General features: G+C 67.0%; 16 protein-coding genes. 8 read left to right on the plus strand and 8 right to left on the minus strand.

All coding sequences use genetic code 11. The annotated features are described in order from the left end of the window. Positions 1 to 25: 25 nt before the first annotated feature. The 6 genes from POS15_RS09715 to POS15_RS09740 form a co-directional block, all read right to left on the minus strand. Positions 26 to 2,872 carry a TIM-barrel domain-containing protein gene (locus POS15_RS09715; protein WP_284129587.1) on the minus strand — a complete coding sequence of 949 codons (2,847 nt, stop codon included), beginning with the start codon at positions 2,870 to 2,872 and terminating at the stop codon, positions 26 to 28. A gap of 46 nt (positions 2,873 to 2,918) precedes the next feature. Then, entirely contained in the window at positions 2,919 to 4,628 is a 1,710-nt protein-coding gene (locus tag POS15_RS09720) for a DUF5597 domain-containing protein (RefSeq protein WP_284129588.1), read from the minus strand. Positions 4,629 to 4,645: 17 nt separating this feature from the next. After that, a complete protein-coding gene (locus tag POS15_RS09725; RefSeq protein ID WP_284129589.1) occupies positions 4,646 to 6,553 on the minus strand; it encodes a sialate O-acetylesterase in 1,908 nt (635 codons plus the stop codon). Further along, complete coding sequence (locus POS15_RS09730; RefSeq protein ID WP_284129590.1) at positions 6,550 to 8,787, minus strand: exo-alpha-sialidase; 2,238 nt, start codon at positions 8,785 to 8,787, stop codon at positions 6,550 to 6,552. The genes POS15_RS09725 and POS15_RS09730 overlap by 4 nt, the downstream gene beginning before the upstream one ends. Positions 8,788 to 8,912: 125 nt before the next feature. Continuing rightward, positions 8,913 to 11,519 carry a TonB-dependent receptor gene (locus POS15_RS09735; protein WP_237740292.1) on the minus strand — a complete coding sequence of 869 codons (2,607 nt, stop codon included), beginning with the start codon at positions 11,517 to 11,519 and terminating at the stop codon, positions 8,913 to 8,915. Positions 11,520 to 11,875: 356 nt separating this feature from the next. Further along, positions 11,876 to 12,838, minus strand: coding sequence for a LysR substrate-binding domain-containing protein (locus POS15_RS09740; protein ID WP_026069792.1), 963 nt, complete (start codon positions 12,836 to 12,838; stop codon positions 11,876 to 11,878). Between the two features lie 239 nt (positions 12,839 to 13,077). On the opposite strand from POS15_RS09740, the gene POS15_RS09745 reads away from it, so the two are divergent. The 6 genes from POS15_RS09745 to fdxA all read left to right on the plus strand — a co-directional run bounded on the left by POS15_RS09745 (position 13,078) and on the right by fdxA (position 17,772). Next, positions 13,078 to 13,827: an SDR family oxidoreductase gene (locus tag POS15_RS09745; RefSeq protein ID WP_019183288.1), complete on the plus strand. Its 750-nt coding sequence runs from the start codon at positions 13,078 to 13,080 to the stop codon at positions 13,825 to 13,827. 2 nt (positions 13,828 to 13,829) lie between these two features. Then, complete coding sequence (locus POS15_RS09750) at positions 13,830 to 14,450, plus strand: 2-dehydro-3-deoxy-6-phosphogalactonate aldolase (protein WP_019183289.1); 621 nt, start codon at positions 13,830 to 13,832, stop codon at positions 14,448 to 14,450. Continuing rightward, positions 14,447 to 15,595 carry a galactonate dehydratase gene (dgoD, locus tag POS15_RS09755; protein WP_019183290.1) on the plus strand — a complete coding sequence of 383 codons (1,149 nt, stop codon included), beginning with the start codon at positions 14,447 to 14,449 and terminating at the stop codon, positions 15,593 to 15,595. The genes POS15_RS09750 and dgoD overlap by 4 nt, the downstream gene beginning before the upstream one ends. A 6-nt stretch (positions 15,596 to 15,601) precedes the next feature. Then, a complete protein-coding gene (locus POS15_RS09760; RefSeq protein WP_284129591.1) occupies positions 15,602 to 16,507 on the plus strand; it encodes an SMP-30/gluconolactonase/LRE family protein in 906 nt (301 codons plus the stop codon). Further along, entirely contained in the window at positions 16,504 to 17,382 is an 879-nt protein-coding gene (locus tag POS15_RS09765) for a 2-dehydro-3-deoxygalactonokinase (protein WP_284129592.1), read from the plus strand. The genes POS15_RS09760 and POS15_RS09765 overlap by 4 nt, the downstream gene beginning before the upstream one ends. Positions 17,383 to 17,448: 66 nt before the next feature. Next, positions 17,449 to 17,772, plus strand: coding sequence for a ferredoxin FdxA (gene fdxA / locus POS15_RS09770; protein ID WP_019183294.1), 324 nt, complete (start codon positions 17,449 to 17,451; stop codon positions 17,770 to 17,772). A gap of 184 nt (positions 17,773 to 17,956) precedes the next feature. Here fdxA and POS15_RS09775 read toward each other — a convergent pair whose 3' ends face one another. Continuing rightward, positions 17,957 to 18,481, minus strand: a complete 525-nt coding sequence (locus tag POS15_RS09775) for a hypothetical protein (RefSeq protein ID WP_019183295.1) — start codon at positions 18,479 to 18,481, stop codon at positions 17,957 to 17,959. Positions 18,482 to 18,507: 26 nt separating this feature from the next. Continuing rightward, a complete protein-coding gene (gene dapA, locus POS15_RS09780) occupies positions 18,508 to 19,401 on the minus strand; it encodes a 4-hydroxy-tetrahydrodipicolinate synthase (protein ID WP_026069793.1) in 894 nt (297 codons plus the stop codon). Between the two features lie 164 nt (positions 19,402 to 19,565). Here dapA and POS15_RS09785 point away from each other — a divergent pair, with 164 nt between their 5' ends. Together POS15_RS09785 and POS15_RS09790 are read left to right on the plus strand one after the other, a co-directional pair. Next, positions 19,566 to 20,126 (plus strand): glycine cleavage system protein R, encoded by a 561-nt coding sequence (locus POS15_RS09785; protein ID WP_019183297.1) that lies wholly within the window; start codon positions 19,566 to 19,568, stop codon positions 20,124 to 20,126. Positions 20,127 to 20,204: 78 nt separating this feature from the next. Next, the gene (locus POS15_RS09790; RefSeq protein WP_019183298.1) at positions 20,205 to 20,684 is read left to right on the plus strand and encodes a peroxiredoxin; all 480 of its coding nucleotides are present in this window, start codon (positions 20,205 to 20,207) and stop codon (positions 20,682 to 20,684) included. Positions 20,685 to 20,729: the final 45 nt, after the last annotated feature.

The following is a 20,729-nucleotide window of genomic DNA, read 5'->3' on the forward strand; positions in this document are numbered from 1 at the left end:
CGGTAGTCATCCGCATCGTAGGCGATCAGCGCGCGGCTGCCATCTTGCGCTGCGGCACGACCACCGCCTTGCCGTCGTAGCGCACGGTCTGGTCGATGGTCGGGGCCAGCGCACCGGCATCGGCACGTGGTCCATCCACAAAGCGGACCTGGATCGTGCGCTGCGCCTGCATGCCCTTCCACTGGCCTTCGCGCTTGCCGATGCGCAGCTCGCGCGTGGCCTGGTTCCACTGCAGCGGGATACGACTGAACTGCCCCTTCTCATAGCCATAGCTGCGGCCGTCGTCCTCGTACAGCGAGAAGGCACCGTCCGCACCGGTGTAGACCACCACCGTCAGCGGCGCATCCGGCTGCTCATCCACGTACTGCTGCACCGGGCCGGTTGGAACGATCGCGCCCGCGCGCACGTACAGCGGGATGCGTTCCAGTGGCGCGGCCGCCTCGATGGTCTGGCCACCCTGCAGGCGCTGGCCGGTGTAGTAATCCAGCCAGGTGGTGCCGGCCGGCAGGTACACCTTGCGCGAGGTCGCGCCGAACGTGGTGACCGGGGCGACCAGAAGCGATGGCCCGAACAGGTACTGGTCGTTGATGTCCCGGACCGCCGGATCCGACGGGAAGTCCATCGGCAGGCCGCGCATGATGCTGCCGTCGCGGTGCCACGTGTCCGCGGCCAGGGTGTAGATGTAGGGCAGCAGCGTGTAACGCAGGCGGCTGTAGTACACCATGCTGTCGTAGTACGGCGTGCCTTCCGGCGCGATGTTCCAGATTTCACGGAACGGGTACTGCCCATGCGAGCGGAACAGCGGCACGAACGCACCGAACTGGAACCAGCGGGTGTTCAGTTCGCGCCACTCGGGCAGGTGCGCCGGATCCTCTTCGGAATACCGCTTCTCGGTGGAGAAGCCGCCGATGTCGAAGGTCCAGTTGGGCAGACCGGACATGGCGGTATTCACGCCGGCCGAGACCTGCTCGAGCATGTCATCCCAGCGCGACACGATGTCCCCGCTCCAGACCGCCACGGCGTTGCGCTGGGTGCCGGCATAGCCCTTGCGCGAGAGGATGAAGACACGCTGGCCATCGGCGGCGCGGTCCCCTTCATACACGCCCTGGGTGTGGGGCAGCGGATACGAGTTGAAGAACTCGGTGGACGGGCCGAGCGCGGTCGGCGTGGTACGTGCCTTGCGCTCACCGATATCCAGATTGGAGTGCACGTCCGGTTCGTCGGCGTCCATCCACCAGGCATCGAAGCCCTTGCTGTTCAACTTCTCGTTGATCTGGCGCCAGTAGATCTGCTGCGCCTTGGCCGCATACGGATCATAGAACGAGTTCTTGTAGCCCTTGCCGATCCAGTCCAGCTCGCCCACCTCGACGTTGCGCTGGTACATGAAGCCGGCCGCGTCCAGTTCCTTGTAGTTGGCCGTGGTCGGGTAGAACTTCGGCCACACCGAAATCATGACCTGCGCGTGCTGGTCATGGATGTGCTTGACCATGCCATCCGGATCGGGGAAGTGGGTGGAATCGAAGTCGTGCGAGCCCCAGGCATCCTCCGGCCAGTACGACCAGTCCAGTACGATGTTGTCGATCGGCAGCTTGCGGCGGCGGTACTCGTCCAGCACGCCGAGGAGTTCATCCTGGCTCTTGTAACGCTCGCGGCTCTGCCAGAAGCCGTACGCCCACTTGGGCAGCATCACGGCCTTGCCGGTGAGTTCGCGATAGCCGGCGATCACCTGATCGGCGTTGCCGCCGGCGACCACGTAGTAGTCGACCATCTGCCCGGCTTCGGACCACAGCGAGAGATCGGCCGCTTCGGCCTGCGGCAGCGGATCACGGTGCAGCAGCGCGATGTAGCTGGGGTCGATCAGGTCCCACTCGACCTTGATCTGGTGGCGGGTGCCGGGCGTGAGTTCGAGCGCGAACTCGTGATGCCACGGGTTCCAGTTCTGGCGCCAGCGGTCGATCACCAGCTTGCCGTCCACATACAGCTTGATGTATTCGCTGCCGTACAGGGAGAAGGTATGGCGACCGGCGGTCTTCGCCTCGATCGCGCCGTCCCAGACCACCTGCGAGCGCCCACCCTCAGCCGTGTTCCTGCCCTTGGCCGGGAACGCGGTGAGGTCCTTGATGTACTGGTAGTTCACTTCCGGCTCGCGGCGCTCGACGCGGGTCTTGCCATCGACGATGTAGCGGGCGGTCAAGGCGCCGGCCTTGCCCTTTGCATCGAACACCTGAAGGGACGACTGCAGTGGCTGCAGCCCGCGCGGGTCACCCAGGCGGGTGATCGCATTGTTGTCCCAGAGCAGACCGTAATTGCGGCTGGAGACGATGAACGGCACCGCCATGTCGATGTTGCCCTGGAGCAGCTCGACGTCGCGCCCCTTCTGGTTCATCCAGCCCTGCTGGTGCTGGCCGAACCCGTAGATCGCCTCATCGCTGGGTGACTCGAAGCGCTGGCGCACGCTGTAGTACGCCTTGCCTTCCACGCTGAGCGGGCTGAAGCTGCGGCCACCGGCGCGCTCGGCCAGCAGCGGCTTGCCTTCGGCATCGCGGAAGCTGACATGGCCATCGGCTTCGGAGATCTCCGCGCTGATGCCGGCGGCAACCAGGCGCACGTTGCCGCCGCCCTGCTCCACCGTGAAGCGCGGCTTCCCCTGCACGGGGACACGCATCAGGCTGGGGGTGCGCTTGAAGTCGCCGTCCGGATCGGCGCTGACCCGCACGATGTTGTCGTCCACCAGTTCCAGTCGGACCTGGGCCGCGCCGGCCTGGGCCGGCACCACCACCACACCGTTGTCCAGCACGCGATGGCTCTGGGCCATCGCCGGTGACGCCAGCAGTGCCAGCAGCGGCACGCTCAGTACGCTCATGTAACGCATTCAGTGCTCCCTTCTCATTCGTTGCGCGGGTGCGGGCACCCCCGGTTCAATACGTCGCCAGCGTGACCTTGAGCAGCTGCGGCGCAGTGGTGAAGTTCAAGCCGTAATCGGTCTGGTCGCCGTTCCAGTTGCGCTGGAACTGCCACTGGCCATCCTTGTAGAACCCCTCCTCGACACGATCGAGCACCATGTTCGCGGTGGCCTCTCCGGCCGGGTGCAGGGTGACCCGCGCGTGCTGGGCGGTGATCAGGAATTCGTCCGGGCCGAGTTCGGCGATCAGCGCACTGCCGATCGGCTCGGGATTGCCCGGCGGCTGGCCCTGGAACCAGAACTGCGGCACGCCATAGGTGACGGTGGCGCGCCAGCGCGCATTGAGCGGTAGGTCCTGCACCGCCTGGCCGGCTTCTTCGGCCACGCCATGCAGCTTGCCTTCGGCCGAGGCCTTAGCGAACTGGCGCATGCCCAGGCTGACCAGCTGGAAGCCCGTGGCGAACGGCGCCAGTGTTGCCTCGTCCACCGTCTTCGCGCCCAGCGGATAGTTGCTGTAGTGGCTGAAATCGATGCCGAACGTGGACCAGCCGATGCCGTCATGGCCCAGCGTCGGGAACAGGTAGCGTGCATACGGTGGCGCGTTGCCGGTCTCGGCGACGAACAGCGCATTGTCGGGCCGCGCATAGCGCTCCAGCACCGTGGTGTACATGCGGTACTCGGGCATGTAGATGTCCGGGGCCAGGAAATCGATATGGGGCCCGGCGGCCTTCCACACATCGAGCACGTTGTCGGTCGGGCCGCCGCTGGCGTACTGGCCCGGCTGGCCGGGGTTGAACGGCCCGCGCAATGCGCCGTTGACGTACATCGGCAACGGATACACCGCCTTGCCCGCTTCGGTGACCTGGTCGATGAAGCGCCCGATCGACCAGGCATGGAAGAATTCGTCGGCGTCCGCGCCGAATACCTGGGCCCAGGTACCGGCCGGTTTGCCGAGCTTGCGCAGCAGCTCGGCCGGCACCGGGCCGTCGAACAGTTGCTGCGCCATCGGCGAGAAATCGCGGACGCTGCCATAGGTGCCCGGCTCGTTCTCCGGCTGCACCATGATCACCGTGCGCTGTGGATCGGCCGCCTTGAGATGCTGCATGAAGGCAACGAAGGCCCTGCGATCCGCCTCCAGCGTGGCCGGGGCGTGCGGCGACAGCGAACCGATGCTGCGCCCGTCGCGGGTGATCACGCGGGGGAAGCGGGTGTTATCGGTCTTCACCCAGCGCGGCGCGTACGCCGGGCCGTTGTTCTTCCAGGTGGCAAACCACAGCAGCACCAAGCGCACGTCGTGTTCACGCGCCTGCTGCAGCAGCGTATCGACGAAGGTGAAATCGAACTTGCCCTCCTCCGGCTCGATCTGTTCCCAGGCGATCGGCACCTGCACCGTGTTGGCCCCGATGATCTTCACCGCCGGCCACACTGCCTCCAGCGCCGCCGCGTAGTTGCTGGAGTTGTTGACCTGCGCGCCCAGCACCAGGAAGGGCTCGCCATCCACCAGCAGCGCGTGCCTGCCATCCTTGCTGGTGAACTGCGGGATCGGCGCCTGCCTGGCGTCATCGTTCGTCGCCGGTTTGCCTGTCGCGGAAGGCTGTGCAGCCGTGGCGCCATCGGCCGGTGTCGGCGTCGGTGCCTGCTCACAGGCCGCAAGCACGCAGAGCAAGGCAGCCGGCAGCAGCAGGCGGCGCGGGAACAGCGGAAGCGGGTATGTGGTCGGAGACATGCACGGGGTCCTTGTGGTCACCAGGTATCGCTGCGGAACGGCGACGCCGGCAGCTGTTGCGAATTGATCAGGTTGGCGTCGGCGGGGTTCTCCCGCCAGGCATAGCGCACTGCCACCGGCGTGGCGACCGCCTCGCTGTGGACAATCACGCGATCACCATCGATTCGCGCCTGTGCAGCGTGGAACCGGCGGTCGGCACCGGCCACAGTGAAGCCCTGTACCTGCATCCCACCGCCGCGCACCGCCAGCACACTGCCCATCGGATCGAAGGTGATGACGGCCTGGCCGCGATCGAAGCGGACGTCGCGCTGCACCGGACCGCTGTACGTCAGCGTTTCGCCATACGCCGCGTGCCGGGCGGCCAGCGCCAGGCGTGCGCCGACATCGCGCTTGTTGCGCGGATGGATATCCGTCGCATTGCCCAGGTCGATGCTCACCACCTGCGCGGTATGCGGCAGCGACAGCGCCGCCGACTGCGACTCGCGCAGCAACGCCCACGGGCTCTGCTCACCGTGATCGGCGCCCGCGCCGAAGCTGGCCAGCTGCACCCAGACAAACGGCAGCGCCGGTGCGTTCCAGTCCTGCCGCCACTGCTGGATCAAGGCCTTGAACTGATCCCGATAGGCCAGCGCTCCGGCATCGGTGGCATTGCTCTCGCCCTGGTACCAGATCACCCCCTTGATCGGGAATGGCGGCAACGGGTGGATCATGCGGTTGTACAGTAGCGTCGGGGTCTGGTTCTTGTCATCGTCCAGGGCGACCGTCACCTTGCCGGGACGGAAACGCCAGCCTTGCAGCGGCACCTGGCTGCCATCGGCCAGGCGCACGAACAGTTCGGACGGCTCACCGTGGATACCACCGCCACCGCCCAGGTCCTCGACCCGCACCGCAACCACGTTGCGGCCGGCCTGCAGTTGGCCGGCGGGCAGCGGATACACACGCGGTGTGTTCCAGGCCATCGTCGTCGCGCCGACCTGCACGCCATTGACGAAGGTGCGGTCCGAATCATCGATCCGCCCGACTCCAAGGGTGCCGGCCTGCGCAGCCTGCGCCGCGCTCAGGGTGAACTCGGCACGGTACCAGCCGATCCCGTCCATGCCGGCATAGCCGCCGGTTTCCCATAGTCCCGGGAGCGTGGCGGCTTCCCAGTCGCGGTCGTCGAACCGGGCTGCGGCCCACTGCGGCTGCTCGTCAAAGGTGTGCCACTGCGCAAGGCGTTGGCGCACCTTGGCCAGGGTGCGTGCATCCGTCTCGCGTTGCGCCTGCATGCGCGTGGCCAGCGCGCCTGCATCAATGTCCTGCAGCGCGGCGGGCATCCAGGCTTCGATGGTGCTGCCGCCCCAGGTGCTGTCGATGATGCCGATCGGCACCCCGGCGTGCTGCCGCAGCTCGCGCGCGAAGTAGTACGCGACCGCGGAGAAGCTCCCCGCGTTGGCGGGGGACGCCGGCAGCCAGCGGCCACCGGCCAGTGTGGTTTCCGGCTGCCCGGACCAGGATTTGGGAATCTTGAAATGACGCAGCTGCGCGTCGCTCGCAGCGGCGACGGCCGCCGCCGCGTCCTGCGTATCGTGCAGCGGCCATTCCATGTTGGACTGACCGCTGGCCAGCCAGACATCGCCGAACAGGACATCGCGCACCTGCAGCGCGCGCCCGTCGCCCGTGATCTCCAGCTGGAATGGGCCACCGGCCGCGTGCGGCGGCAGCACGACCTTCCAGCTACCGTCCGTACCGACCGTGGTACTGGCACGTTCGCCGTCGATGCCGACCTGCAGGCGTGCGCCGGGCGTGGCCGTACCCCACACCGGCAGCGGCTGGTCACGCTGCAGCACCATGCCGTCGGCGAACATCCGCGGCAGGACCGGCTCGGCCTGCACGGCGGCGGTGACCATCCACAGCGATACCGCCAGCGCACACGCTCGTTTCATTGTGGATCTCCATAGACGATGCCGCGCCCACCGGTGGCGAAGTAGACGCGCCCATGCAGGCGCGGATCCCCGGTGACGCGTTGAATCTGCCCGAACTGGTGCGCGGCGTCATCGATGCGCAGCCACCGGGCACCGCCGTCATCGGAACGGAAGAGCCCATGGACGCCCTCGACGGTGCCCGCAACGAACAGGCTGGCAACGTCACGACCCGGGGCACCCTTGCCGACGCCGAGGCTGTGAACCGCATCCACCCCCGCCACGCGCTGCAGATCACCAGCGCGCCAGCGTAGCAGCCCCTGCGGACCGGCACCGACATACACCAGCCCACCTTGCTGTGGATCCGCGCGCAGCTCGGCCGTCAGCACCGGGGCCGGCGCCAGGCGTACGCGGTCGGCGACGAACGAGGCGCCACCATCGTCGCTGCGCAGCAACGCGCCGCTGGCGGCGTCGTACCCATACCAGTGCGCAGGCGAGCGGGTGTCCGCGACCACCACGGCAGTGTTGGGCAGGCCGCGCACGGCCTGCCAATGCCGGCCGTGGTCATCGGTGTACCAATGGCTGCCGCGCAACGTGTGCCACAGCACCCGGCCGCCATCGCTGCCGATGCGGATGCGGCCCGCGCCCTCGCCGTCCGGCGGTTCGCTGACGAACGCCTGCCACGTACGCCCACCATCGTTCGACCAGGCCGCACGGACCTCGTCATGCAGGCGATGGCGCACGGTGCCGCTGCGCACCACGTGGGAAGGTGACTGCGCGGCAGCGTCGATGCTCTCGCTGTTGGTCAGGCGCGGACCGGCGTACTGCAATGGCGACACGGTCAGGTCATCGTGGCGGAAGCCATCGATGTCGCCCAGCGCGCTCAGCAGGTGCGCGCCCTGCCCCGGGCTGACCAGGTCCAGCGGGACCGTTTCTTCCAACCCATCATTCTGGAACCACCACTGCACGGGCTGGCCGTGATCGGCCGCGCGGACATCGCGGCTCGCCCACAGGCCGTAGCCGGTGACGAACAGCACCCGGCGCGGATCGAACGGATCGATCTGCACGTCGGCCATCCAGTGCGGCGAGGCGTGTGCGGTCCATGGCGCGTTGCCGTGGTCGAACCTCGCGCCCGCGATGACCGGTGTCCAGCTGCGACCGCCATCGGTACTACGGAAGATATCGTCGTGCGGTCCGAAACGGTTGAAGGTGCTGGCCATCACCACGTCCGGGTTGCCGGCCTCCACCGCGACCGCGCCCCAGCCGAAGCCATCGCCCTGGGTGTCGCTGGATTGCGGCACCGGGCTGATGTCCTGCCACCGAGCCTGCTTGATGTCGAAACGCCACAGCGCCCCGTTGCCCATGCGGTCCGGGCCGGGCAGATCCGCATAGGCGATGTAGAGGCGACCGTCGCTGCCCTGCGCCATGCGGGTGGGACGCAGACCGGTCGGTTGCCCGGGCAGTGGCTGCCAGGCGCGCCCACCATCCGTGGAGCGGAAAATCGCCGGGCCCGTCGTCGTCGATACGCCAGCGTAGATCACCGGTGTAGGGCTGCCAGCGCGGCCACTGCGCGCATCGAACTGCACGAACACGATGCCGATCTGCTGCGTGCCGTTCCAGGCCGGCGCGCTGGCCTGCGCGCTGCGCGCGATCGCCGGGAAGGTCGTCACTTCCTGCCAGTGCGCACCATGGTCGTCACTGCGCCACAGGCCATTGCTGCGTGAGCCGAGCAGGAGAATGCCGCCTTGATGGGGGTCTACGGCCAGTCGCTCGCCATTGCCGCGCGAAAGCTCGTTGCCACCGAGTTTGAAGGGAAGATCGGTGCGCGCGAACGTGGCCCCCCGATCGGACGAACGCAGGATCGCGCCATTGCCCACGCGGGGGTTGGTATAGGTGCCTGCGGCCAGATAGACACGCTGCGGGTCGCGCGGGTCCACGGCCAGGCTTTCGATACCGGTGAGATTGGCATCGTCACGACCGAGCCCGTCGGTCAACGCGCTCCAGCGGCCGCTGGCCTGATCCCAACGGTAGGCACCGCCGACATCGGTGCGCGCGTACAGCAGGTCCGGTTCGGCCGGATGGAAGACGAGCCCGGTCACGAAGCCACCGCCACCGATGGCCACGTTGCGCCACTGGTAGGGCGCCGCGGTGGCGAGAACCGGAAACACGGCCAGCAGCAGCACCAGCCACCCTGCCCGGCAGTGACGCGGGCGGACCGATGCGCGCACGGTCCAGATCAGCCAATCGGCGGGGGTCATGCACGGGCCTCCCGGTGGAGCGGCATGCGGCCCAATGGCCACACGCCTGGAACAGAAGCTGCGGTCCTCCCTGCTTCGTGCTGGGGAGGTGCCACGAAGCAGGAAGGCCCGCAGACGGTCACGCGTTACAGGCTGGCGCGCAGGGTGATGCCGTAGCGACGATCGTTGATCACGAAGTCGCGGTAGCGCGTGGTGTAGCCCAGGTAGCTTTCGTTGCGGGTATCGAGCAGGTTCATGCCGTCCAGCGACACCGACCACACCTCGTTGATGTTGAACCGCAGCGAGGCGTCCAGCTGGCCAAAGCCCTTGTTGTAGACAGGCAGGTTGCCGGTGCCGTTGCCGGCCGTGGTGATCAGCCAGTCGCTGCGCCAGTTGTAGGCCACGCGCGCCTGGAAACGCGGGACTTCATAGCTGAGGATGACGTTGTAGCTGTTCTTGGAGAGCCCCTCCAGCGGCACCACCAACTGGCTGCCATTGGTATCGGTGGCATTCGGGCTGGGCGCCTTGGAGTCGACATAGGTGTAGTTGGTCTGCAGGCCGAAATGGCTCATCCAGCCCGGCAGGAAGTCGAAGAACTGGGTGTAGCCCACCTCCACGCCCTTGATCTTGCCGTCATCGCCATTCACCGGGCGGGTGATCTCCCAGTTCTCGCCGGCGTAGACCTCGTTGAACACCGCGTTGGCGATGAACCCATCGACCTTCTTGTAGAAGGCGGTGCCGTACATCATCGAGCCTTGGCCGAAGTACCACTCCAGCGACGTATCGAACTGGGTGGCCTCCATCGGCTTGAGGTTGGGATTGCCGGCCGAACCGGTGCGCCGGGTCACGCCCCCCCCGGCATCGGCCGCGCTCAGGCTCAGGTTCGGGTTGAGCTTGTCGAAGCCCGGGCGCGAAATGCCCTTGGAGGCGGCAAAGCGCAGCTGCAGCTGGTCGGTGAACATCCAGCGCAGGTTGAGGCTGGGCAGCACATCGGTGTAGGACTGCTCGACATTGACCGGCAGCAGGCCACCGCCTTCGCTGTCGGTCCCGGTACGCACGCCGTCGGAGGTCACCTCGGTCCGCACCACGCGCACCCCGATGTTGCCATCGAACGGGACGCCCCAGTCATCCGCACCGAAGCGAAGGACGCCGTACGCGGCGTAGGTCTTTTCGCGCTGGTTGTTGATGTTGTTCGGTGAGAATTCCAGCGGATCGGCACCGAACGCGGCCAGGGTCTGCTCGTAATTCTCCACCGCGGCATCGGAGGCACTCAGGGTCGGCCCGAAGGTGTAGCTTTTGCCGCGGAAGAAGTCGGTGATCGGGTTCGGCACCAGGCCCACGTTCGGGAAATCGGCGAACGGCGCGCCCAGCCACATGAAGCGCCAGACATTGCCCTGGTTCTCGGCCTTGCGGTCGGTGTAGCGCACGCCGGCCTTGAAGCTGCGGGCGAAGCCGTCCTCGAACGCCAGGTCCATGTCCGAGCGCCACGCGAACTCGGTGCCCTTGTTGTCGTCCTTGTTGTCCAGGTGGAACTTCCAGCCGACGTAGTTGGCCGGATCGGTGAGGTATCCCTGGTTGCCCACTGCATCGGTCACCGCCAGGTACGGCAGGTCGCCACTGAGGTCGATCGTGTAGAACGGCGTGGCGTTCATGCCGGTGCCCACGATGTAGCGCGTCCCCTTGGTGGTGGCATCGACGTACTGGACATCGGTGCTCAGGGTCAGGCTCGGGCTCACCGTCCACTTCGCGCCGAGCGAGTAGTCGGTGGTGATCGACTTGCGCTGGGTCAGGCTGGTGTTGGAATCGGCCGGGGTATTCTGGAATACGCCACTGACCAGTTCGTTGCGGTCGTTGACCACGATATCGCGCGCGCCCTGCATGGCATCGCCGCCGCTGTAGGCGAAGAAGGAATAGTCCTGCCAGCGGAAATCGTAGTCCGAGCGCAGCACCTGCGCCTGCACCTCGATGTCATCGCGCGGACGCCATTGCAGCGCCACCGCGCCGGTGCGGCGCTTGCGCTCACCCACGGTGGTGTTGACGCCGGCTCCATGCGGGACGAATACCTCGGTCCCTTCGAAGCCGGGCAGGTCCGTCTGCGAATACCAGGGCTCCAGCGAGATCGTGTCCTGGCGGAACGGGCTGGTCTGCTGCGAGTAGTTCACCAGCAGGCCGACTTCGCCGATGCCGGTCTGCCAGCGGTCGCTGAACATGCCCGAGAACGCGGGCTTGCTGTCATCGGCCAGATCGTAATGGTTGTACTGCAGGCTGCCGGCGATTTTGCGGCCCTCGTAATCGAAGGGCAGCCGCGTACGCAGGTCGACGGTGCCACCGAGGCCACCTTCGATCATTTCCGCCGACGGATTCTTGTAGACATTGACGCCACCGAGCAGCTCGGCCGACACATCCTCGAAGCTCAGGCCGCGACCGTCATTGGCGGTGAAGATGTCACGCCCGTTGAGCTCGGTGCGCACCTGGGTCAGGCCACGGATGGCGATCGTGCTGCCCTCGCCGTAGTTGCGGGTGATCTGGATACCGGAGATGCGCTGCAGTGCCTCGGCGACATTGTTGTCGGGCAGCTTGCCGATGTCCTCGGCCACGATCGAATCCACGATCTGCTCGGCATTCTGTTTGATCTGCTGGGCACGGGTCACGCTGCTGCGGGTGCCGGTCACCTGGACGGTGTCCAGCTGGGTCGCCGCGGTGGTGTCCTGGATATCACTCTGTTGCGCCATGGCCTGGCCGGCAACCAGCATCGAAACGCAGACCGCCAGCGCGCGGCGGCGCACAGCGGTGGGGGTGCGTGCAGGCACGGATGCGCCTGTCGCCCCACGGCAACAACGTACTGACATGATGTTTCCCTCCCAGGACACATGTGCTGACGGTGGACAGCGCTGCGAAGGCGGCGCTGCCTGTAACAATCAGGTTTTAAGGTGACCCCGACACCGGTGGAACCGACCCGGGGATCATCGCGGCCACCCTCGTGAGGGGTGGTAGCTGGCGGGCAGCTTAGGCAGCGGGAGCCATTCCATGCCAATAAAATATTGGGCCGGATGTATTCCTTCGGAGAATACCATTCACGGTGCCTATACCAGCAGGGGCCCGGCCCGTGTCAGCCGCTCCCGCGGAGCCCCGGATACAGCCAGCGCGCGGTGGTACGCAGGGCCAACAGCATGCGTTCGGCGGCGGGCGGCAGCACGTGGCCGCGCCGGTAGATGATCCCGAACGATTCCATGCGGACGCCCACATCGATCGGCAGCACGGTCAGCAGCTTGGCCTGGATGTAGGGCGCCACCGATTCCACCGGCAGCGCGGCGAGCAGATCGCTGCCGCGCAGCAGGCTGGTCATCACCGGCAATGAACTGGTCTCGATGATGTTCTGCGGGATCGGCAGGCCCTGTTCCAGGAACAGCGCGTCCAGCCGCGCGCGCAGCACGCTGTCGGCCGGGGGCAGGATCCAGCCATGCCGGGCCAGATCGGCATGGTGCAGATCATCGCGGTTGGCCAGCGGATGGCCGGCACGGGCGATCACCGAATGCGGTTCATCGGCCAGCGCTTCGAAGGCCAGGTCCGCCGCACCCTCCGGCCCGAGGATCCGGCCGATCACCAGGTCCAGCTGGCCGTCCAGCAGACGGGCCACCAGGGGCCGGCTGTAGTCCATCTCGACCCGGATCAGGATGTCCGGGAACTCGCGCTTCACCTCGGCGATCGCCTGTGGCACCAGGTTGGTGCCCGGGTTGACGACGGTGCCGATCGACACCTGGCCCCGATGCCCGCTGCGCAGCGCGGCGATCTCCTCCGTGGCCCGCCCGATCTCGGACATTGCCGAGCGTGCGCGCCGGATCAGCACGTGGCCGTACCAGGTCGGCTCCACGCCGCGGGCATGGCGCTCGAACAGTTTCACCCCGAGCATGTCTTCCATCTCCGCCAGCAGCTTGGACGCGGCCGGCTGGGTCATGGCGGCGGCCTCGGCCGCGCGCAGGACCGAACCATGTTCATGCAGGTGCAGCAACAACATCAAATGCCGGGTCTTGAGCCGGGAGGCATTTGTCCAGGGGCCAGGCGCGGTCGTCATCACACATCCGTTCTGCGTTGATCGCCGCATTGAATCACGGTATTCGACGGTGGAATAGATATCCCGAAAAATTTCATTTGATAAGAATACCTTCGCACGCAACCCTGATCGTATGGTTGCGCCGCCCCCGGCTGCCAGCCCGCCAGCGCCCCCCCGCGCCCGCCGATTCCTGGAGCCTGCTTTGTCCGTCCCCGCTTTGTCGTACCGTCTGCCGTTGGCTCCCCTGGACACACTGTTCGATGAGTAAACGACTGCAGGACAAGATCGCGCTGGTGACCGGCGCGGCCAGCGGCATCGGTGCGGCCACCGCCGCGCTGTTCGCCGAGCACGGCGCCCGGGTGATCGGACTGGATCTCAATCCACCGCATGCCGTGGATGCCCGGATCGACCATCGCCTGGCCGACATCACCGATGCCGCCGCCGTGCGTGCCCTGGTAGAGGCCATCCGCGCCGAGCATGGCCGCGTGGACGTGCTGGTCAACAATGCCGGGGCCGATGTCTTCGCCGACCCACTGCAGCTGGAAGACGCACAGTGGGAACGCTGCCTGGACCTCAACCTCAAAGGCGCCTGGAACGTGTGCCGCGCAGTGCTGCCGGCGATGCTGGCGCAGCAGGCCGGTTCCATCGTCAACATCGCCTCGGTGCATGGCCACCGCATCATCCCGCACGCCTTCCCCTACCCGGTCGCCAAGCATGGGCTGATCGGGCTGAGCAAAGCGCTGGGCATCGAGTATGCGGCGCAGGGCATCCGGGTGAACTCGATTTCGCCGGGGCTGATCCTGGTGCCGCGGATCGAAGCCTGGTTCGCCAACAGCGCCGACCCGGCGGCCACGCGCCACGCACAGGAGCAGCTGCTGCCCTGCAAGCGCATCGGCGAGCCCGGCGAGGTGGCGCATACCGCGCTGTTCCTGGCCAGTGACGAAGCCCGCTTCATCAATGCCACCGACATCCTGATCGACGGTGGCCGTTCCCAGCTTTACCACGAGTAATCATGACCGCACCGACCTTCCATCTGCCGCTTGTCGCGATCCTGCGCGGCATCACCCCCGAAGACACCCTCGCTCACGTCGGCGCACTGGTGGATGCCGGCTTCGATGCGATCGAAGTCCCGCTGAACTCGCCACGCTGGGAAGACAGCATCGCCGGCGCGCAGCGCGCGTTCGGTGCACAGGCCTGGATCGGGGGCGGCACCGTGCTGCGCGAACAGCAGGTGGACGCATTGGTGGAGATCGGAGCACGCTTCATCGTCACCCCCAACACGCGGCCGGCGCTGATCCGCCACGCGGTGGATCGGGGCCTGCAGGTGATGGCCGGGTTCGCCACCGCCAGCGAGGCATTCGATGCGATCGATGCCGGTGCGCAGATGCTCAAGCTGTTCCCGGCGGCCACCTATGGCCCGGGCCACGTGCGCGCCCTGCGCTCGGTATTGCCGCGCGAGCTGCCGTTGTACGTGGTCGGCGGCGTGACCCCGGACTCCCTCGCCAGCTACCTCGCCGCCGGTGCGGTCGGTGCCGGGATCGGGGGCGATCTCTATCAACCCGCCCAGCCGCTGCAGCGTACCCGCGAGCAGGCCCAGGCGTTCCTCCAGGCCTACCGGACTACGCACGGATGAAGATCACCCGACTGGTTACCTATCACGCCGCACCGCGTTGGCTGTTCCTGAAGATCGAGACCGACGAGGGCATCGTCGGCTGGGGCGAACCGGTGATCGAAGGCCGCGCACGCACGGTGGACGCCGCCGTGCATGAGCTGTCGGCGTATCTGATCGGCAAGGACCCGGCCCGGATCAACGACCTGTGGCAGACGATGTACCGCGGCGGCTTCTACCGCGGCGGCGCGATCCTGATGAGCGCCATCGCCGGCATCGACCAGGCGCTGTGGGACATCAAGGGCAAGGCGCTCGGCGTGCCGGTCTACCAGTTGCTGGGGGGCCTGGTGCGCGATCGCATGAAGACCTACCGCTGGGTGGGCGGCGACCGGCCGGCCGATCTGGTCGAGCAGGTACATCGGTACCGCGCGCTCGGCTTTGATACGTTCAAGTTCAACGGCACTGAAGAGATGCAGCTGCTGGACAGCCCCCGCCGCGTGGATGCCGCCATCGCCAAGGTCGCCGCGCTGCGCGATGCATTCGGCGACAGCATCGATTTCGGCGTGGATTTCCATGGCCGGGTGGGCGCACCGATGGCCCGGGTCCTGCTCAAGGAACTGGAGCCATACCGGCCACTGTTCGTTGAAGAGCCGGTCCTTCCGGAGCAGGCCGAGTACTACCCGCGCCTGGCCGCGGCCACCTCGATTCCACTGGCGGCCGGTGAGCGCATGTACTCGCGCTTCGAATTCAAGCAGGTCCTCGCCAACGGCGGTCTGTCCTTGCTGCAACCGGATCTCTCGCATGCCGGTGGCCTCACCGAGTGTCTGAAGATCGCGGCGATGGCCGAAGCCTACGATGTCGCGCTCGCGCCGCACTGCCCGCTGGGCCCGGTCGCGCTCGCGGCCTGCCTGCAGTTGGATTTCGTCTCGCACAACGCGGTGCTGCAGGAACAGAGCATCGGCATCCACTACAACCAGGGCGCCGATCTGCTCGATTACGTGTTGAACAAGGACGACTTCCACTGCGACCATGGCAGCATCGCCGCCCTGCCCAAACCCGGGCTGGGTGTGGAAATCGATGAGGAGCGCCTGCGCCATGCCCATGAAAACCCGCCTGACTGGCGCAACCCGATCTGGCGCCACAGCGACGGCTCCGTTGCCGAATGGTGAGTGGCGATGAGCGTTGAGCTGGCCCCGGCCACGCTGGTGGTGGACAGCCGCTGCACCCATGGCGAAGGCGTGCTCTGGTGCGAACAGCGGCAGAGCGTGTTGTGGATCGACATCGCCGAGCGCCGGCTGTGGGAGCACCACCCCGCGCGCGGCACCCGCCGCTACTGGGTGCTGCCTGACCGCCCCGGCTGCATCGGCCTGTTCGACGACGGCACCTTGCTGGTGGCGTTGGTCAGCTCGCTGCACCGCGCAGATCTTGCCAGCGCCACCGACGACACCCTGCCCCTGCAGTGGCTTGCCGATGTGGAGCCCTACAAGCCCTATACCCGCAGCAATGATGGCCGCGCCGATCGTCACGGCAATTTCGTGTTCGGCACCATGAACGAGCACCCCGAGCGCGCTGCCGATGGCCGCTTCTACCAGTACTCCACCCGCCACGGCCTGCGCGAGCTGCCGCTGCCGGGCATCGTGATTTCCAACGCGATCAGCTTCAGCCTGGATGGCCGCACGATGTACTGGTGCGACTCGGTATCGCCGCGGATCATGGCCTGCGATTACGACCCCGAGCAGGCCAGCACCCGCAACGTGCGCGAATTCACCGCCCTGGCCGATACGGCGGCCGAACCGGATGGCTCGGCCGTCGATGCGGCCGGACGGGTCTGGAACGCGCAATGGCGCGCGCGCCAGGTCAGCTGCTATGCACCCGATGGCACCCTGCTGCAGGTCCAGCCGGTGCCGGTCAAACACCCCACCTGCGTGGCTTTCGGCGGCAATGACCTGCGTACCTTGTACGTGATCAGCTCGCGGCTGGACCACACGCCGGAGGAATTGGCCGCAAGCACGCACGCCGGCAGCCTGTTCGCCGCGCGCCAGGCGCAGCCTGGCCTGCCCGAGAGCCGGATCCGCGGATGATCGCCGTTGACTGGGGCAGCAGCAGCCTGCGCGGCTACCGGCTGGACCAGCACGGCGCCACCCTTGAGCAGCGCGCCAGTGCGCGCGGAATACTGCACTGCGATGGCAACTACGCCGACGTGCTGGCCGGGCTGGTCGATGGCTGGCCGGACAGCACGATCCTGCTCAGCGGGATGATCGGCAGCCGCAATGGCTGGATCGAGCAGGCCTACCTGCCCTGCCCGGCCGGGCTGGCCGATCTCGCCGCAGCGCTGCAGTTGCACCACGATGCACGGCTGCCTGGCCGTGATCTCTGGTTCGTGCCTGGCGTGGCCGTCCAGGGCGCGGGCGGGACGCCGGATGTGATGCGCGGCGAAGAAACCCAATTGTTCGGCCTGGACACCCGCGCAGGCCACGCCCATGTCTGCCTGCCTGGTACGCACAGCAAGTGGGCAACGCTGCACGATGGGGCGATCACCGGTTTTGCGACCGCCATGACCGGCGAGGTGTTCGCGCTGCTGCGCCAGCACAGCCTGCTCGGCCGCCTGATGGACGACGGCGATGGTTTCGATGCCATCGCCTTCGCCCAAGGCGTGCAGCGCAGCGGCGATGCCGGTGGCCTGCTGCACCACCTGTTCGGCGTGCGTGCGTTGGGCCTGTTCGAGCGACTCGCGCCTTCGGCCGCCCCCTCCTATCTCTCCGGCCTGTTGCTCGGTCATGAAATCCGCGACCTGGCCGCGCCCGGGGCCGAGGTGCACCTGGTGGGCAGTACCACGCTGACCACGCGCTATGCCCACGCGCTGAAGGTGCTCGACAGGACCCCCGTCGATGCGCCTGAAAGCCTTGCGGCGCGGGGCCTGTACCGTCTTGCGCGGCAGCGCGCCCTGCTCGGCTGAGCGCACGGCCCCAGCATTCAGGCACAACCTGTTCTAGAATTGGTCGGCTTAACGCCGGATTTCCCCATGCCTTTCGTCGTCACTGAAAACTGCATCAAGTGCAAACACACCGATTGCGTGGAAGTGTGCCCCGTGGATTGCTTCCACGAAGGCCCCAACTTCCTGGTGATCGACCCGGATGAGTGCATCGACTGCACCCTGTGCGAACCGGAGTGCCCGGTCAACGCGATCTTCCCTGAAGACGACGTGCCCGCCGGGCAGGAAGTGTTCGTCGCCCTGAACGCCGAACTGGCCCAGGCCTGGCCGGTGCTGACCGTGCGCAAGGACCCGCCTGCCGACGCCGGCGAATGGGACGGCAAGCCGGACAAGCTGAAGCTGCTGGAACGCTGAGCCTTCCGGCGCTGGCGGCAACAAAAAGGGCGCCGAGGGCGCCCTTTTCGTTTCTCTGACCCGCAGCTTCGGTAGTGCCGGCCGCTGGCCGGCTGCTCCTCGCTCTGCTGCCATCCAGGCCCGGCCCGGACGGCACGCGATGCGTGCCTGCCCCGGCCAGCGGCCGGGCCGGCCGCTGGCGCTTTTACGGAGCCAGCTTCGCCTTCAGCTCACCCAGCAGCTTGGTCGGCGCGGCGGCGGTCGCCGGCAGGCCACGCGGATCCACGGCCGACACATAGGCGCCGGCATCGACGGCCACCACGCGGACCAGGAAGTCGCTGCCTTCGAAGGCCACGTCATAGGAACCCAGCAACTGTGCCTTGCTGGCGATCTTCACGCCTTCAACGGACTCCAGCGCGGTGCCGACCTTGGCGAACACCTCTTCCTTGGTGCCCGGCACAGTGAACCCGGCATTGTTGGCCGGTGCCTGGGTCGAGGACGGCGCCGGACGCGCAGACTGCGAGGCCAGCGTGGAGCTGGTGGCGGCGGTGGCGGCGGCCTGGCCGGCCGGGACGTTCAGATCCGGCGGCACTTCCAGCGGACGCACTTCCGGGGCCAGGGCGTAGTCGCCCTTGGCACCGCGCTTGAAGCAACCGGTGGTGCCGACGAGGGTGGCGGTAGCCAGGATCGCGAAGGACAGCACGCGGATGGCGGAAACGGATTGACGCATGGGAATCTCCTGGGTGACCACTGTGGTCAGTGGTTGGATAGTGCTTCCAGCGCACCGATATCGGTGGCCAGGTGTTCGGCAGCGGCGTGGTGGGCCGCGGACAGGGGCAGCAGCGGCAGGCGCAGGCCGTCACCAATGCCGATCCGGCGCAGCAGGTCCTTCACCGGGATCGGGTTGGACTCCACGCCGCAGAATTCATGGAAGGGCTCCAGACGGGCATCCCACGACTCGGTCGCCTCGCGCTCACCGGCCGCTGCCAGGTCGCACATCCGCCGGTAGGCACCCGGCAAGGCGTTGGAACCGACCGAGATCAGGCCGTCCACGCCGGACAGGATCGAGCGCGCGGCCGTGCCGTCGTCACCACTGAGGATGGCGAAATCCGGCGAACGCAGGGCCAGCAGGGCATGCACGCGGCCGATATCGCCCACCGCTTCCTTGATGCCGACGATGTTCGGGTGGCTGGCCAGCTCGGCCACGGTCGCGGGCAGCATGTCGCAGCCGGTGCGGCCGGGCACGTTGTACAGGATGACCGGCAGGCCGCCCTGGTCGGCCACCGCGCGGTAATGCGCGATCAGGCCTTCCTGGGTGGGGCGCACGTACGGCGGGGTCACCACCAGCGCGTGCGTGGCGCCATTGGCGGCCGCCCGGCGGGTCTGCTCGATCGTTTTGGCCGTCCCGGACAGGCCGGTGCCGGCCAGTACCGGGATGCGCCCGGCGACGGTTTTGACCGCACTGCGCAGCAACTGGTCGTATTCGTCGTCGGACAGGGCCGCGGCTTCACCGGTCGAACCGGCCACCACCACCCCGTGAACACCACCCTCCAGTTGCAGATGCAGCAAGCGCTGCCAACCGTCGGGATCCAATGCGCCGTTCGCCTGGAAGGGCGTCGCCAGCGCGGTGATGAGACCGGAAAGGGACAAGGACATCGTGCTCGGAAGAAAGGGGGCACCGTGCCTGCGTAAACGCCGGCCAGATGTACGTTGCATGTTACTTGCGGGTCGAAAGCGCGGGCAAGTATGCTGGACTCCGGCGAACGTGCCCTCGTCCGGCCGTTCAGACTCACCTTGCATCACCCGGAACCATCTTGACCGACACCACGCCGCGGCCTGCGCCGACCGAAAACCACCTCCTGATCAACGCCTATACGACGCATCCGGAGTCCCCCCTGCTGCCTGTGACCCGGCGTATCGCCGACAGTGGCTGCAATCTGGTCGATGCCCGCCTGGCCACGGTCGGCCGCGACGTCTCCGTCACCGCCCTGGCCACCGGCTCGTGGGACTCGGTGGCCAAGCTGGAGGCGATGCTGACCCGGCTGGAGCGTGAGGAAGGCCTGAAGCTGGTCTGGTACCGCACCGGTGCCAAGCAGGCCCAGTCCAACCTGCTGCCCTACATCGTGGAAGTGATCGCCGCCGACAAGCCGGGGATCCTGTTCCAGCTGGCCGATTTCTTCGACCGCCAGGGCATCACCATCGAAAACCTGCAGAGCACGCGTTACCGCGCGATGCAGACCGGTGCGGAAATGTTCTCCGCGCAGGTCACGATCGGTGTGCCGGCCAACATGCACATCGCTGCGCTGCGCGATGATTTCCTCGAGTTCTGCGATCACCTCAACCTCGATGCGATCATGGACCCGATGAAGTTCTGATGTTTCGCGCGCTCGTCACGGGCGCGCGGGGTTTCATGCAGTTGTAGTAGATCTACCCCAGGATCCGGAAAGGAACCCATGAACGACGGCGACACCCTGGACAGCACCACCCTCGCACTGCCGCTGGCGTTGTCCGGCGGCGAGACCACCACCCTCGGCGATCTGGCCGGCCAGTGGCTGGTACTGTACTTCTACCCCAAGGACAGCACCCCGGGCTGCACCACCGAGGGCATCGATTTCAACGCACTGCTCCCGCAGTTCACCCAGGCCGGCGCCCGCGTGTTCGGCGTTTCCCGCGATTCGGTCAAATCCCACGACAACTTCTGCGCCAAGCAGGGCTTCGCCTTCCCGCTCATCAGCGATGGCGATGAAGCACTGTGCACCGCGTTCGACGTGATCAAGCTGAAGAACATGTACGGCAAGCAGGTGCGCGGCATCGAGCGCAGCACCTTCCTCATTTCGCCGGACAGTCGTATCGTGCAGGCGTGGCGCAAGGTCAAAGTGGCCGGCCACGCAGACACCGTCCTTGAAGCCCTGAAGGCCGCGAAAACCCAGTGACCACCCCGGCACCCCCAATGGCCATCACCCTGCCCCGCAGGTCGT

The organism is Stenotrophomonas sp. BIO128-Bstrain (genome assembly GCF_030128875.1).
GTDB classification, from domain to species: domain Bacteria; phylum Pseudomonadota; class Gammaproteobacteria; order Xanthomonadales; family Xanthomonadaceae; genus Stenotrophomonas; species Stenotrophomonas bentonitica_A.